Origin of the sequence: Gordonia sp. 852002-51296_SCH5728562-b (assembly GCF_001665475.1) — a bacterium.
GTDB classification, from domain to species: domain Bacteria; phylum Actinomycetota; class Actinomycetes; order Mycobacteriales; family Mycobacteriaceae; genus Gordonia; species Gordonia sputi.
In genome coordinates this window covers 64,767-78,433 of sequence record NZ_LZMI01000009.1, presented here as the reverse complement: position 1 = coordinate 78,433, position 13,667 = coordinate 64,767, and the positions used below count along the sequence as shown (strand labels likewise).

Genomic DNA, 13,667 nt, shown 5'->3' with positions numbered 1-13,667 from the left:
CTCGGTGACGCCTACCATCGGCGGGATGAAACGAATCACGCTTGGCGCCACTGATGTCTCCGTGCCCAACGTCGTCCTCGGGATGATGCGTATCCAAGATCGCTCCGACGACAAGATCCGCGAGCTCGTCGCAGCGGCCCGCGACGCGGGCATCGATTTCTTCGACCACGCCGACATCTACGGCACAGCGCCCGCCCACGGCTGTGAACAACGGTTCGCGGAGGCACTGCGGTTCTCGTCATCGGAGCGTGAGCAGATCACGATCCAATCGAAGGCAGGCATCGTCAAAGATGGTCCCTACTACGACTTCTCGTACGACCACATCGTCGAGGCCGTCGACGGATCGTTGCGGGCACTCGACACCGACCACCTCGACATCCTGCTCCTGCATCGACCCGACGCCCTCGTCGAGCCCGACGAGGTGGCGCGCGCCTTCGACGACCTTGCGCAGGCGGGCAAGGTGCGCCACTTCGGGGTCTCTAATCACACGCCACGTCAGATCGAACTGCTGAAAAAGTCTGTGACACAACCGATCGTCGCCAATCAGCTACAACTGTCGATAACCCACGCGCCGATCATCGCGCAGGGTGTTGCCGCGAACATGGCGGGCGAGGAGCAGGCGCAGACGCTCGACGGCGGGGGCGTCCTCGACTACTGCCGACTCAACGACATCACCGTGCAGGCGTGGTCGCCGTTCCAGGCAACATTCTTCGACGGCGTCTTCCTCGGGTCCGACCGCTACCCGGAACTCAATGCCGTGATCGATGCGCTCGCAGACAAATACGACGTCGCACCGATCTCGATCGCCACGGCCTGGATCACGCGACATCCCGCCCAGATGCAGGTGGTGCTCGGCACCACCACCCCCGCACGCGTCGTCGCCGCATCGCAGGGTTCCGACATCCCGCTGACCCGTCCGGAGTGGTACGAACTCTTCCGTGCCGCCGGACACCGCGTCCCGTAGCCGCGCGCGACTGGCACCCGAATACTAGGATGTGCAAGTATTTGGGAGAAGGCAGTCGAGACAGCGAGGAGTGGCACCCATGACGGATCAGCCGACGGTTCTCATCGATGTGGTCGGACGGATCGGGCAGATAACACTCAATCGGCCCGCGTCGATCAATGCGCTCGACAATTCGATGGCGCTCTCGATGCACGACGCGCTTCGCGCGTGGGCGCGCGACCCTGAAATCGACGCCGTCGTCGTCGCAGGCGCGGGTGAACGTGGGCTCTGTGCGGGCGGCGACATCGCGGCCATCCATCGCGACGCGTCGAGACTCTCGGCGGGTGGGGGAGATGACGCCGCAGCCGCGGAAAGCCCGTCGGGTCGCTTCTGGGCCGACGAATACCGCCTCAACCTCGACATCTCGACCTATCCCAAGCCGTATGTCGCGATCATGGACGGGATCGTGATGGGCGGTGGCGTTGGCATCTCCGCGCATGGCAACACACGCTTTGTGACCGATAGAACTCGTCTGGGCATGCCGGAGGTCGGTATCGGCTTCGTTCCCGACGTCGGTGGGACATTTCTCCTTTCCGGTGTGCCAGACGAACTCGGCACCTTCGCGGCGCTGACCGGCGGAACGCTGTCCGGTGCCGACGCGATCGTCATGGGCCTCGCCGATCACTACGTCCCGGCCGAGAATCTCGACGTCTTCCGCGACGCGATCGTCTCCGACGGCGTCGACGCTGCGGTGGCTCGGTACGCGGTGACGCCGCCGGCATCGGCGCTCGACTCCGAACGAGACTGGATACGTGAGGCTTTCGCGGCCGACACCGTATCGGAGATCATTGAGAGGTGCCGGGCAGTTGGCGCCGAGTCGGCCGATCGTGCGGCGGATCGGATCGCTTCGAAGAGTCCTGCCTCCCTGGCCGCAACCCTGTACGTGCTGCGCCACAGGGACTCTGACCTCGCAGCGGCGCTGCGTCGTGAATATCGTGTCTCGCTGCGCTTCCTGCAGCACCCCGACATGGCTGAAGGAATTCGGGCCCAGGTGATCGACAAGGATCGCACCCCTGCGTGGACCTCGGATCCTGCGTCGGCGGCCGCGTCGCTCGACGCCGTGTTCGCCCCGCTGCCCGCACGGTATGAACTTTCGCTCGACACCACAACGGTCCAGGAGGAATCGAATGTCTGACCACGAGACGATCATCGTCACCAGTGCCGACGGAGTCGGTGTGATCACACTGAACCGACCGAAAGCGCTCAACGCGCTGAACACCACGCTGATGAACGAAGTCGTCTCTGCGGCAGAGCAATTCGACGCTGATCCGGAGATCGGCGCCATTGTCATCACCGGTTCCGAGCGCGCTTTCGCGGCAGGCGCCGACATCAAGGAAATGGCCGACAAGACCTTCAGTGAAGTGGTCAGCGAGTCGTTCTTCGGTGCCTGGGACAACCTGTCGCGGCTGCGCACCCCGACCATCGCCGCGGTGACCGGCTATGCACTCGGCGGTGGCTGCGAACTCGCGATGCTCTGCGACATCCTCATCGCAGGCGACAACGCGGTGTTCGGGCAACCGGAGATCACCCTGGGGGTCATCCCCGGTATCGGCGGTTCGCAACGCCTGACGCGCGCCGTCGGCAAGGCCAAGGCGATGGATCTGATCCTCACGGGTCGCCAGATGAAGGTCGACGAGGCCGAGCGCGCGGGACTCGTCTCCCGCGTCGTCCCCGCCGCCAATGCCTCGCGACCGCGAAAGAGGTCGCCGCGACAATCGCGGGCACGTCGTCGATCGCTGCGGGACTCGCCAAGGATGCGGTGAACCGTGCCTTCGAGACCACGCTGACGGAGGGCGTGCGCGCCGAACGCGGCTTGTTCTACTCGACGTTCCCCACCGACGACCAGACCGAGGGTATGGCGGCATTCGTGGCCAAGCGCAAGCCGGAGTTCCGTAACAGCTGAGAAGGGTCCCGTCGCCTCGAGTGTGCCCTCCGTCATGACGGTCGACGGGTGTGGTCGCGGTGGTCTGCGCGAGGAGTATGGGAAGATCGCAGTCGTGTCTCGACGCCTGTTCCGCCGTGTGGGTATTGCCGCGGGTGTGCTTCTCGCTGCTGCCGCAGTGGTCGTGCCAGGTGTCGGCGGCGGAGACAGCACGTCCCAGGGGCCGACGATCAAGCCTGCCGTCCGCGCCTCCGCTGAGACGCCACCCGCGTACGTGGCACTCGGAAGTTCGTATGCCGCAGGCCCCGACGCCGTACCGACGCGACTGAACGTCTGCTTCCGCAGCCCGGACAATTACCCCAATCGGGTGGCCAGGGCGATGCGCCTGCGGTTGGTCGACGTGACGTGTTCGGGCGCGACGACAGAGAACATCGTCGACAAGCCGCAACGATTCCTCGCGCACAAGCAGATCGACGCCGTCACCCGCAACACCGCACTCGTGACCGTCACCAGCGGCGGAAACGACATCGACTACATCGGCCGACTACTCGCGATGAGCTGCAACAACGTCGCGAGCGGCGTCGACAAGGCGTTGGGGCCTGCCGCCAGGAGTTGTCACACCGGGCATCGGATTGCCGCAGAGCCCACGGACGCCGACTACGCGAAGGTTCAGCGCAAGTTGATCCAGACGGTCCTCGAGATCAAGCTGCGTGCCCCACGTGCGCGAGTGGTCATCGTCGACTATCCGCCACTCACCGTCGCAGGCGAGGCGGCGTGCGATCTGCTGCCACTCACGCCTGAACAGGTCGCGCAGACGGTGCGTATCTTCGACAGGCTCGCGGGCGCCACGGCGCTGGCGGCACACGAGACCGGCGTCGACCTGGTCCAGGCGTCCGTCGCCGGGGCCGACCACACCGTGTGCTCTGCGGAGCCGTGGCTGCGGGGGTTCGCTCCGCCGATTCCGTATCACCCGACGACGCGTGGCAAGGCGGGCGTCGCCGACCTCGTCGTCGCATCTCTCGGCGGTCCGGTCGCCTGACTGACGTCCCGTCCCCTGAAAGTCGATTGCCCTGAGAGTCGATGGCCCAGAGAGTCGATGGCCCAGAAAGTTGGGGCATGTGCGGATGATGGGGTCGCTCTAGGGTTTCTTCATGGCCCCGGTATCTCCGGGGTCAGGTCGGGGCCAATCCGTCATCGTCGTGCGATGTCATCGTGGATGGAGATCTCGTGGGTGCAGGTTCATGTGACTGTTGCCGGCGCTGTTGTCTGCCGAGTTCGGGTGCTCTGGGGAGGGGGCCGCGATCTCGGCAGCGTCTGCATCCGACTGTGACATTTCGACGACAGGGGACATCCCGACAGGGGACATCCCGACAGGGGTGGACGCCTCCGCCCACGACGGTCACCGAGAAGGACTTTCCGTCACCTCGGTGATTCTATGAATCCCAGGTCGGTAACACCCATCTCGGTGACTGTCGTGCGAACGCGGCCGTCGGTGTCGACTCCGATCCACTCGCATCGGTCGTCGGCCTCGGCGACCACGCTGACAGCAAATGTCCGGTGCTGCGGCAGCGCACGTATCCGGACCGCACCGTCCGCGGCTCGGCGGAGCGTGTCGATGATCAGGTCACGCGTTGACTTGTCGAGGGGATCCGGGGCGTCACTGTCGGGGCGGTCGAGTCCGCGGTCGTCGAGCAGGCTGACCGTGACACCCCGACGTCGGGCAGCGTCGACCGCGGCGTTGATGTCCGGAGTGCACAATGCCCTGGAACGCAACAGATCTCGTAGTCGCGCCTCGGTGAGACCGCATTCGGTTCGGGTTGCGTCGTCGATGTATTCGCCGCTGCAGAGTCGTAGCAGGAGAGGCCGGGCGAGCGCGGTCACCGGTTCGAGTTGTCGAGCGCGTTCCTGGGCAGCCGCACGTGTCGCGGCGACATTGCCCGCAGCATCCGCGGTGCGTCGTCGACTGTCTGTCAGATCTCGCGCGAGCGTCCGATTGACCCGCGCGAACACGATGCCGATCGCGACGAAGCCGCCGGACGGGCCGATCAGCAGAATCCCGGGAAGTGCGTTGCCCGTCGCGGTGTACGACCACAGACCCGAAACGGCCAAGGCAACGGCGAAGCCGAGAATCGCAGCGGTCGGGCGTCCCCTCATCGCGAGCAACGCCGCCATCAGCGCCGGAGGGCCGGTGACCCACAGCGGGATCGTTTGCGTGGTGTCGGCGAGCGTGAACAGGTAGGTGGCGCACATGAGCGCGGGCACCGCGGCGACGAAGAGCCCTGGCAGCGGTCGCAGCAGGTCTGCTGCACCGCCGACCAGGAACGCGACCGCGACCGCCATCATGGCGATGATCGCCACCGGGGCCCACCAGGGAACGGAACCCGGATTGAGGGCCGCAGACACAGCAAGGACGACGATGATCGTCGAAGCGAGCACCCGAGCGGTGGATGAGCGCAGCCGGAGGGGGTCGGGGTCGTCGACGGGGACGGGCTCGGCCGGTCTGCGCCAGCCTAGAGCCAAGGTGGTGCCCCTGCCGGGAACGGAGTCGACAGTTGCCTCACCGCCGACCCGGCGCAACCGTTCTTCGACCGACATCGCGAGTCCGAGCCGCTCACGCGGCACCGCCGAGCGGTCGAAGCCGGGTCCGTCATCGCCGATGGTGACCTCGATCCCATGATCTTCCACGAGTATTCGGCAGAACCGGGTGCATTCGGGCGGAACGTGTCGAAAGCAGTTGCGAGCGGCCTCCGCGGTTGCGCCCACCAGCGCGTCCACGGCCGATTGCGGATACGTCGATCCGGCGGATGCGCGTACGTCGCTGCTCACGGTCATGCCCGGATCGTTGCGCTGTGCGGCCTCGCTGAGCCTGCCCACGACCCCGGCGGGTTCGGGGTTGAGGCCCGATGTTGTCTCACGCAGAGCGTCATCCAGTGCGACCAGCGTTGCGGTTGCACGAGAGGGGAGTTCGGGCGACTCCGGGTCTCGCGAGGCCTCGAGCAGAGTGGACATGATCTCGTCGTGGGTGATCGCGCGCGCGAGCGCGCGTTGGGCCAACCGTGCACGGGTCGCAGCGGTCTGCTCGGCGAGGGCGATTTCGGCGGCAGAGTTGCGGTCGAGTGTGGCCGCGATGCTCAGCCCGGACACGCCCAGTGCGAACGGCACGATGGCGAATGCCGCACTGCACGCGGCGTCGGTGATCATCGTTGCCGGAGACGAAACCCCTTGTGCCACATTGCCGGTGACTTTGAAGGTGACCGCGCACACGATCAGATACAGAGCTGCCGGGGCGGGCTTCCACGCGATCATCGCGCAGATCGTGCCCAACACCACGAACGGCCCGAGCCAGTACACCGTGGCGTCGTCGAGCGGCGTTCCGTTCCACGCAGGCCACCAGAGGAACTCCGCCACGAGCACACCGAGGGCTCCGAGGGCGGCCCACCGTCGGAGCCGGACCGGATTGGCCGAGATCAGGCAATGAACTCCGACGAGGACGCCCGGGAGTGCCGCACAGATCAATGCCGTCGGAGTCCACCACCACGCCGATATCGAGCGTGCTTGCGCTACTGCGGGAATCAGAAATGGAATGAACACGCAGTAGGCCGCACCAGCAAACAACCCGTAGTAGCGAAGGGCTCGGGAGACAGCTGTTCGAGACGCAGCGAAGTCCGGGGTAGGCGATCGGAGCGCAGCATTCTTCGGCAGTCGGCCCGCATCAATCCGACGGGACTCGGACACCGACCGATATGGTCGGGGGAATCGCCGTGCGTTCACCGCCCGCATTATTCCCCTCAGCGCTCATGCTGTCTTGTAGAGAGAGTATTCCGACCACTTTCTGGAAGAAGGACTATCCCATGGTGAATTCGGAAGAATCCGAAAGCCACATCGTGGTGCGGCGAATTGGCGTCATCGACGATCACGATTCGGTGATCGAAGGCCTACGGGGCTTCTTCGCGGACACAGATGACCTGCACCTGGTGGTCGGCGCGCACACCGTCGGAGACCTCCTGGCTCAGCTCACATCCGACTCTCCTGACATGGGCCTTCCACTCGACCTTGTCGTCCTCGATCTCCGGCTCGGTGACGGGTCGACGCCCGCGGGCAATATCGCGGAGTTGTCGGAAGCGGGGGTATCGACACTCGTCTACACCTCGGGAGACGAACCGTATCTGGTCCGGGATGCGGCTGGTGCAGGGACTCTCGGCGTCGTCCGCAAGAACGCGACGAAGACCGAGGTGTGCGCGGCTGTCCGTACGGCAGCGTCGGGGTCGACCGTCGTATCGATGGATTGGGCTGCGGCGCTCGACTCGGACCCGCAATTCGTCGACCTTCCCACGCGACTGAGAGAAGTGTTGGAACTGTACGCAGCGGGCGGCTCCGGGCTCACGTCGCTCGTGTCATGGGGCTCTCTCCGGACACTGTCAACGAATACATCGAGCGCATTCGTAGTAAATACCGCGAGGTGCATCGCGACGCTCCGACGAAGACGGACCTCTACAAAAGAGCTGTCGAGGACGGCTGGCTTCCCATGCCGCGTCGGAATCCGCCGAAATAGCCGCCTCCGATACGGCAAATTGTGTCCCCAAATGATGGGGCTTTCCAGTGATCGCAGTAGTTGGAATCGTCTGGGGTGCGGGCGCGCGCCGCCCGCGCGTCGATTGCGCGCAACCCGACGCGAGGCTTCCCCATCACTGAGGAGTGGCAATGACCGAGGCAACACGATGACCGAGGCAACACGATGACCCAGACGAGATGCAGCGGTTCGACTCGAAGGGTGCGGGCGGCGGTGGCGGGTGCGGGGATCGGTGCTGTGTTGTGGTGGGGAGGGCAGGCCACGATCGCCTCGGTGGCACAGGCCGCGCCCCCTGACTCCTCTGCATCGACCGAAGGGCCGACCGGCTCGTCGGGCCCGACTGCCACACCACCGGACGCTCACTCGCAGGCCGCGCCCGCGGAGACACCGTCTTCGGATGCTGGTTCGCCGAGTCCTGGTTCCACTAGCCCTGGTTCCACAAGCCCTGGGTCGTCGGACGCTGGGTCGACGACGTCGCAGCCCACCGCGCCCCCCGCTACGCCGACCGAGACCGATCCGCCCGCGGACACGTCGACACCTTCACACGTCGACCAGCCGACAGGAGCGCCGTCTGCGCCGTCGATTCCCACAGTGACATCCGGTGCACCCTCAACGCCGGCCGCGGCGTCGTCGGGCGACACCCCAGACAGCGACACCCCAGGCAGCGACTCTCCACCCAGCGCCACACCACGCAGCGGCACCCGGACAGTGCGGCGGCCGTCGGCACCCAGACTTCCCGCGTGGCGTCTCTGTCGGTCGTGAACCCGTTGGCCGTTACCGCTGCCGACGCGTCTGCGACGCAGGTGGTCGTCGGTTCGGGTCCCGCGCCGGTGACGACGTCGGGTGGGGTGCGAGTGGTGAATGCGCCGACGAAGTTGATTGCGACGCTGTTCAGCGTGCTGGGGTTCAATCCGCTTGTGGCGCATGACCCAAGCGCCCCTGCGCCGGCGCCTGCACTGGTGTTCGCGTGGGCGGCGTGGCAGCAGGTCAATCGTCGGTTCTTCAATTCGTATCCGACGGTGTCGCCCTCGACGCCGCTGGTGGATGCGTCGACCGGTGTGGTCACCGGGTCAATCGGCGCCAGCGACCCCGACGGTGATGTGCTGACCTACACCGTCCTCACCCAACCCGAACACGGCACGGTGGTGATCAATCCGGACGGCACGTATACCTACACGCCCGACCCCGCATACGCCCATTCGCTCAGCGACACATCGAGTACCGCTGCGACGACCGACTCGTTCACCGTCTCGGTATCCGACGACACATCGTCGAATCCTGTTCACTGGCACTACTTGTCGGCGACGACAACGGAGGGTCAGACTGCCTCGGTCGTCGTGCCGATCACCCCGGAGAACCAAGCCCGGACGTTGTCGGTGACCTCGACCGCGCCGACTGCCGGCACGATTCAACTCACCTCGGGCAGTTGTCCCAACGGGGTGACGGTGAGCTCCGACGGCAAATATGCCTTTGTCGGCGAGACGCTTGCGAACACAGCCGTGATCCTCGACGCCGACCCCGCCAGCCCCACCTACAACCAGGTCATCGTGGAGGTGCCTGCGAACAGTGCGAGCGGGGTGGTCGCCACGCCGGACGGCAAGACGCTCTACGTCGCCGAATACAGCTCGAACAACGTGAACGTGATCGACCTCGATCCGGCGAGTCCTACCAAGGGTACCGTTGTTGCGAGTATCGCCATGCCAGGTGGGCTCGGCGACCTGACGATGAGCCCCGATGGCAACACGTTGTATGCGACCACCGGCGACGGTGTCGTTGCCATCGACGTCACGGGTGGCTCGACACAGGGGACGGTGATCGCGACTTATCCGACAGACAAGTCTCCGACCGGTGTGCTGGTCAGTCCGGACAACACACGTCTCTACGTGACCGGAAGTAGCGTCGTCCGAATCATCGACATCGATCCCGCCAGCAGCACCTACCAACAGGTGATCGGCACGATTGGCGCGCCTGTGGCGACCGGCGCTGCAGTCAGCGCAGACGGCAAGCTCCTCTACGTCAGCGAGCAAGATGCACAAGTCGTCTCGGTCATCGACGTCGATCCGCAGAGCCCGACCTACAAGCAGGTCCTCGGGACGTACGCGGTGAGCGCGCAGCCGTACGACGTCGCGCTCACCCCGGACGGCACGCGTCTGTACACCGCCAACTCCGATGACACCGTGAGTGTGATTCCAACCGGCGTCGTGACCGGAACAGCGCACGGCTCGGACGCTGACGGAGACACACTGGCCTATTCGGTCAGTGGTCAGCCGGCCCACGGCGCGGTGGTCATCGATCCGACGACTGGCGCATGGACCTATAGCCCCGACACTCCGGGCTCGACCACCCCTGACAGCTTCGTGATCACGGTCGACGACGGCCACGGCGGCGTTGTATCGCAGACGGTCGCGATCAACGCCCCCTCGGTCTCGGTGTGATGTGCCGATTCACCCCGCGGAATGTCATTCGCTCAGAGGGATTCGTGTCCTTGTGGACATCGGATCGTGGACAGGCCCCAATGTGTGACACACTAGAAGTCGGGTCGTCGAACTGACGGCTCAGCAAAACAGGAAGAGAAATTGCATGACTCAGGGCACCGTCAAATGGTTCAACGGCGAGAAGGGCTTCGGCTTCATTGCTCCCGATGACCAGAGCCAGGACGTGTTCGTTCACTACTCCGCCATCACGGGCAGCGGCTTCCGCAGCCTCGAGGAGCAGCAGCGCGTCGAGTTCGACGTCGAACAGGGCGCCAAAGGACTTCAGGCTACCAACGTGACCGCTCTCTGATTTTCATCAGACACCGGTAAAAAAGCCCCGACGATGTCGTCGGGGCTTTTTCGTGCACGCTGGTTTTTTAGACCGGCTGTTCGGTGAACTCGTCGTCGCGGTTGCGCCACTGATGCCACGCGACGATCAACTCCGAGAGGGCGAGCAGCGCTCCGGTCGCGGCGAAGAGGTAGCCGGCCCAGACGTCGAACACCTCTGAGGCGATCACTCCGCCGACGATCGCCACCGCCGCGACGGCCAGCGATCGGCCGACATTCTGCGATCGCCAATCGAGGCGATTACGACCGGTGGTGATCAGACTGATGGGGCTGCGTCGAAGCACTTCGACCACGAAGATGGTTGCCGCAACGGTGGCCGCGTAGGCAAAGACCACGCGCGGAACACCGGGCCACGACGCCGGCGCGATGGTGGGCAGCAGTGCACTCAGTGCAAGGGGATGCGCGAGGTAGATACCGAACGATCTGTCCGACGCCGTGCGGAGAATCTTGTCGGGGACCGACCCCGGTGTTCGACGCTGCTGCCAGATCGTGCCGAGGCAATACAGCATCATGATGATCGCGATGAACGCGTAGACGTTGTGCGGCAGGAACACGTTGGTGGCGCGTGCGACGGAAGTGCCGGTCGACGTGATGTGCAGGTAGTACGCCAGCGTGGCGCCGATCGTCGCGACACACGCCGCGAGAAGTGCCCAGCGCCAACGGATCACGAACGCCTGGAACGCCTCGTAGTGCATGGCGGCGACACATCCCGCGAGGATGAAGAACTGATACGGGAAGATCGTGATGACCAGGTGCGTCCAGATCACGCCGCCGACGCCGTCGGCGAAAATGTCGAGCGGCGGACGGACCATGAGGTACATCAACGTCACCTGGATCGCGAAGCTCACGATCAACTGGTAACGGTGAAAACCCCACGTGCGCTTGAGGATCGCGAGGATGAGCGGGAAGAACAGGTAGATCTGCATGCTCACCGACAAGAAGTACAGGTGATACATGGCGTTGCCGGTGATGAGGTCGTAGCCGATGCTCTTGGCTGCGGTCACCATCGAATGTTGGTCGGCGACAATACCTTTCAATGTCTCCATGCCGCCGATACGGTATCGCCCGTACAGCCAGTAGAACAGTGTCCACGTCACGAAGGGCAGCCCGATGAGCTTGAATCGACGGCGCCAGAAGCTGATCGGCTCGAGACTGCGGTGGCGGTACTGGTAGGTCAGCACGAAGCCGGTGAGCGCGAAGAATCCGTACCGGGTGTAGCGAAGAAAGACCTCGATGGAGCCTGCCGCAATACTTGTCGCGGCGGTGATGCCGATCATGACGTGATCGAGGATCACGCCTCCGAACGTCACAAGCCGGACCAGGTCGATCTGATACAGATGCTTGTCGCGGCGGGGCTTCTCGGTCAGCGTCGGCTTCTCGGTAAGCGTCGGCTTTTCGGCCAGCACCGTCGTGTCTGCTTTGTCGCTTTCGGGGGAACCTTCGGGTTCTGGCAGTCGCGGCGTCGTCTGCTGGCTTACGATTGCTCACCCTCCGTTAACCCGGCGCCCGTAGATCCTGAGTCGCCCTAAATGGTGTGTTGCATCGAGGAACGGTACTCCCCGATCCTGTGATTCTTGCTGTGAGACAGCTGTCTGGCCTAATCGACGTCCGGTTTGCGCCGAATCGGGTAATTGCTGGTCAGCGGGTGCGCCGCCACACCACGAGACCGATCGCCGCTGCCACGAAGCACGACGCCGCGCCGACCGCGAGTCCCGTGCGTGCCCCGGCCACCTGCGTGATCGCGCCGATCAACGGTCCGCCGATCGGCGTCGAACCCATGAAAGCGACAGACCACAGCGCCATCACCCGACCCCGCATCTGGGGGCGTGAGTTGAGCTGGAGCGTCGCATTGCCTGTCGACATGAACGACACGCTGAGCCAGCCGACGAAGAACAGCGCGACGATCGCCAGCCACAGGCTGGGTGCTGCCGCAGTCACCGCGATCGTGATTCCGAACCCGGTTGCGGTCACGATCAGCGTGCGCAGGCCCGTGGTGCCGCGTGCGGCGACGATGAGGCCGCCGACGACAGCGCCGACTCCCATCGACGACGTCATGAACCCGAATGCCTGCGGTCCGCCGTCGAAGACGTCGCGGGCGGCAACGGGAAGCGACACCTGGAACTCATACGCGAGTGTGCCGACGAGCGCCATCATGACCAGCGGCACCCACAGGATGGGTTTGCTGCGGACGTAACGCAGTCCCTCGCGAAGCTGTCCCTTGGCGCGGGGGACGGGGATCTCGTGTGAGATCTCGGTGGTCCGCATCGCCAGCAGCGAGACCACCACCGCGACGAAACTCGTCGCGTTGATGACGAAGCACCATCCGGCGCCGACGGCGGCCAGGATCACGCCTGCCACCGCAGGCCCGATCGCTCGCGCGGCGTTCACCATGACGGAGTTGAGGGTGACCGCGTTGCGGATCAGTGATTCGCCGACGATCTGATGGATGAACGCCTGCCGCGCCGGATTCTCGAATGCGTTGTTGAGTCCGAGGAGTAGCGCGAGGATCGCGATCTGCCACACCGCGATCCACCCGCCGAGCGTGAGGATGGCCAGCACCAGCGCGAGGACACCCATGATCGACTGCAGAAAGATCATGAGCAGACGCCGGTCCACGCGGTCGGCGACCACCCCCGCATACGGCCCGATGATCAGGATCGGCAACGCCTGCAGCGCGACGATCAGACCGAGAATCGACGACGACCCGCTGAGCGTGAGCACCAACCACGCCTGCGCCGTGGCCTGCATCCACGTCCCGACAAGCGAGACGGCCTGGCCACCGAAGTAGAGGCGGTAGTTGTGCACCGACAGTGACGCGAAGACCCCGGTCGACTGCGCGGGTAGCGGCGACGTCGGGGCTGTCAACGCTGCGCGCGATTGAGCCGCCAGACGTCCGTCGACAACTTCGTCGCGAAGCCGCACCACAGCGGATACGGCGCCAGCGCGGCGCCCGCTGCGGGTGAGACCTTGGCCGTACGCCGCGCGAGGTCGGCGCTGCTCGCCGTCAGCGCCAACGCGGTGATCGCCGACGCCCCGAGGCGGTGCGCGCCGAAGAACAGCCAGCTCCAGCCCGCGTTGAGCGCCAGATTGGTGCCGAGCGCTGCGATGTACTTCTTCGCCTCGGCGGCGTCGTGCTCACTCAGATCGTCGATGCTGATCGCCGATGTCACCGCGATGTCGGCATAGAGTGCCGTCCACACGATCGGGAACGCGAGATCGGGTGGCACGTACGACGGCTTGTTCAGTTTCGGATACCACGACTGCAGCGCCGAGCGAGATGCGAAGCTGCCGACGGCTGCCGCTACGGCGGTACCGAGACCCGTTGCGAGAAGTGTTGTCAGACGCACCCCATCGACGTTACCGCCGCGCCCAACTCAATAGACTATATTG

Annotated in this window: 10 protein-coding genes and 2 pseudogenes; 7 read left to right on the top strand and 5 right to left on the bottom strand. The window is 65.0% G+C overall.

Going from position 1 to position 13,667, the window contains the following annotated elements; all coding sequences use genetic code 11:
- Window positions 1-25: 25 nt before the first annotated feature.
- The 4 genes and pseudogenes from A5766_RS02125 (at window position 26) to A5766_RS02110 (ending at window position 3,924) form a co-directional block, all read left to right on the top strand.
- On the top strand, window positions 26-964 hold the full coding sequence (locus A5766_RS02125; protein WP_064903198.1) for an aldo/keto reductase: 939 nt from the start codon (window positions 26-28) through the stop codon (window positions 962-964).
- A 79-nt stretch (window positions 965-1,043) separates the two neighbouring features.
- Window positions 1,044-2,138, top strand: a complete 1,095-nt coding sequence (locus A5766_RS02120) for a 3-hydroxyisobutyryl-CoA hydrolase (RefSeq protein ID WP_064903196.1) — start codon at window positions 1,044-1,046, stop codon at window positions 2,136-2,138.
- Window positions 2,131-2,906 (top strand): annotated as a pseudogene (locus A5766_RS02115) (enoyl-CoA hydratase). The gene A5766_RS02120 and the pseudogene A5766_RS02115 overlap by 8 nt, the downstream one beginning before the upstream one ends.
- Before the next feature lie 34 nt (window positions 2,907-2,940).
- The gene (locus A5766_RS02110; protein ID WP_231894515.1) at window positions 2,941-3,924 is read left to right on the top strand and encodes an SGNH/GDSL hydrolase family protein; all 984 of its coding nucleotides are present in this window, start codon (window positions 2,941-2,943) and stop codon (window positions 3,922-3,924) included.
- 380 nt (window positions 3,925-4,304) lie between these two features.
- Here the strand turns inward: A5766_RS02110 and A5766_RS02105 are convergent, their stop codons facing one another.
- On the bottom strand, window positions 4,305-6,476 hold the full coding sequence (locus A5766_RS02105) for a sensor histidine kinase (RefSeq protein ID WP_156527332.1): 2,172 nt from the start codon (window positions 6,474-6,476) through the stop codon (window positions 4,305-4,307).
- Between the two features lie 260 nt (window positions 6,477-6,736).
- Between A5766_RS02105 and A5766_RS02100 the strand changes: the two are divergent.
- Window positions 6,737-7,437: pseudogene (locus A5766_RS02100) on the top strand (LuxR C-terminal-related transcriptional regulator).
- A 377-nt stretch (window positions 7,438-7,814) separates the two neighbouring features.
- Here A5766_RS02100 and A5766_RS02095 read toward each other — a convergent pair.
- A complete protein-coding gene (locus A5766_RS02095; RefSeq protein ID WP_064903194.1) occupies window positions 7,815-8,156 on the bottom strand; it encodes a hypothetical protein in 342 nt (113 codons plus the stop codon).
- A gap of 39 nt (window positions 8,157-8,195) precedes the next feature.
- Between A5766_RS02095 and A5766_RS02090 the strand changes: the two genes are divergently transcribed.
- Window positions 8,196-9,890: an Ig-like domain-containing protein gene (locus tag A5766_RS02090; RefSeq protein WP_005207465.1), complete on the top strand. Its 1,695-nt coding sequence runs from the start codon at window positions 8,196-8,198 to the stop codon at window positions 9,888-9,890.
- Window positions 9,891-10,035: 145 nt separating this feature from the next.
- Complete coding sequence (locus tag A5766_RS02085) at window positions 10,036-10,239, top strand: cold-shock protein (protein WP_005207466.1); 204 nt, start codon at window positions 10,036-10,038, stop codon at window positions 10,237-10,239.
- A 67-nt stretch (window positions 10,240-10,306) separates the two neighbouring features.
- Here A5766_RS02085 and A5766_RS02080 read toward each other — a convergent pair whose 3' ends face one another.
- From A5766_RS02080 to A5766_RS02070, 3 genes are all read right to left on the bottom strand, one after another.
- Window positions 10,307-11,683 carry an acyltransferase gene (locus tag A5766_RS02080; RefSeq protein WP_005207467.1) on the bottom strand — a complete coding sequence of 459 codons (1,377 nt, stop codon included), beginning with the start codon at window positions 11,681-11,683 and terminating at the stop codon, window positions 10,307-10,309.
- Between the two features lie 232 nt (window positions 11,684-11,915).
- The gene (locus A5766_RS02075) at window positions 11,916-13,142 is read right to left on the bottom strand and encodes an MFS transporter (protein WP_005207468.1); all 1,227 of its coding nucleotides are present in this window, start codon (window positions 13,140-13,142) and stop codon (window positions 11,916-11,918) included.
- Complete coding sequence (locus A5766_RS02070; RefSeq protein WP_005207469.1) at window positions 13,139-13,624, bottom strand: TspO/MBR family protein; 486 nt, start codon at window positions 13,622-13,624, stop codon at window positions 13,139-13,141. The genes A5766_RS02075 and A5766_RS02070 overlap by 4 nt, the downstream gene beginning before the upstream one ends.
- Window positions 13,625-13,667: the final 43 nt, after the last annotated feature.

Coding starts and splice junctions, on each gene's coding strand:
- A5766_RS02125 (WP_064903198.1), top strand. CDS start 26: ATGAAACGAATCACGCTTGGCGCCACTGATGTCTCCGTGCCCAACGTC.
- A5766_RS02120 (WP_064903196.1), top strand. CDS start 1,044: ATGACGGATCAGCCGACGGTTCTCATCGATGTGGTCGGACGGATCGGG.
- A5766_RS02110 (WP_231894515.1), top strand. CDS start 2,941: ATGACGGTCGACGGGTGTGGTCGCGGTGGTCTGCGCGAGGAGTATGGG.
- A5766_RS02085 (WP_005207466.1), top strand. CDS start 10,036: ATGACTCAGGGCACCGTCAAATGGTTCAACGGCGAGAAGGGCTTCGGC.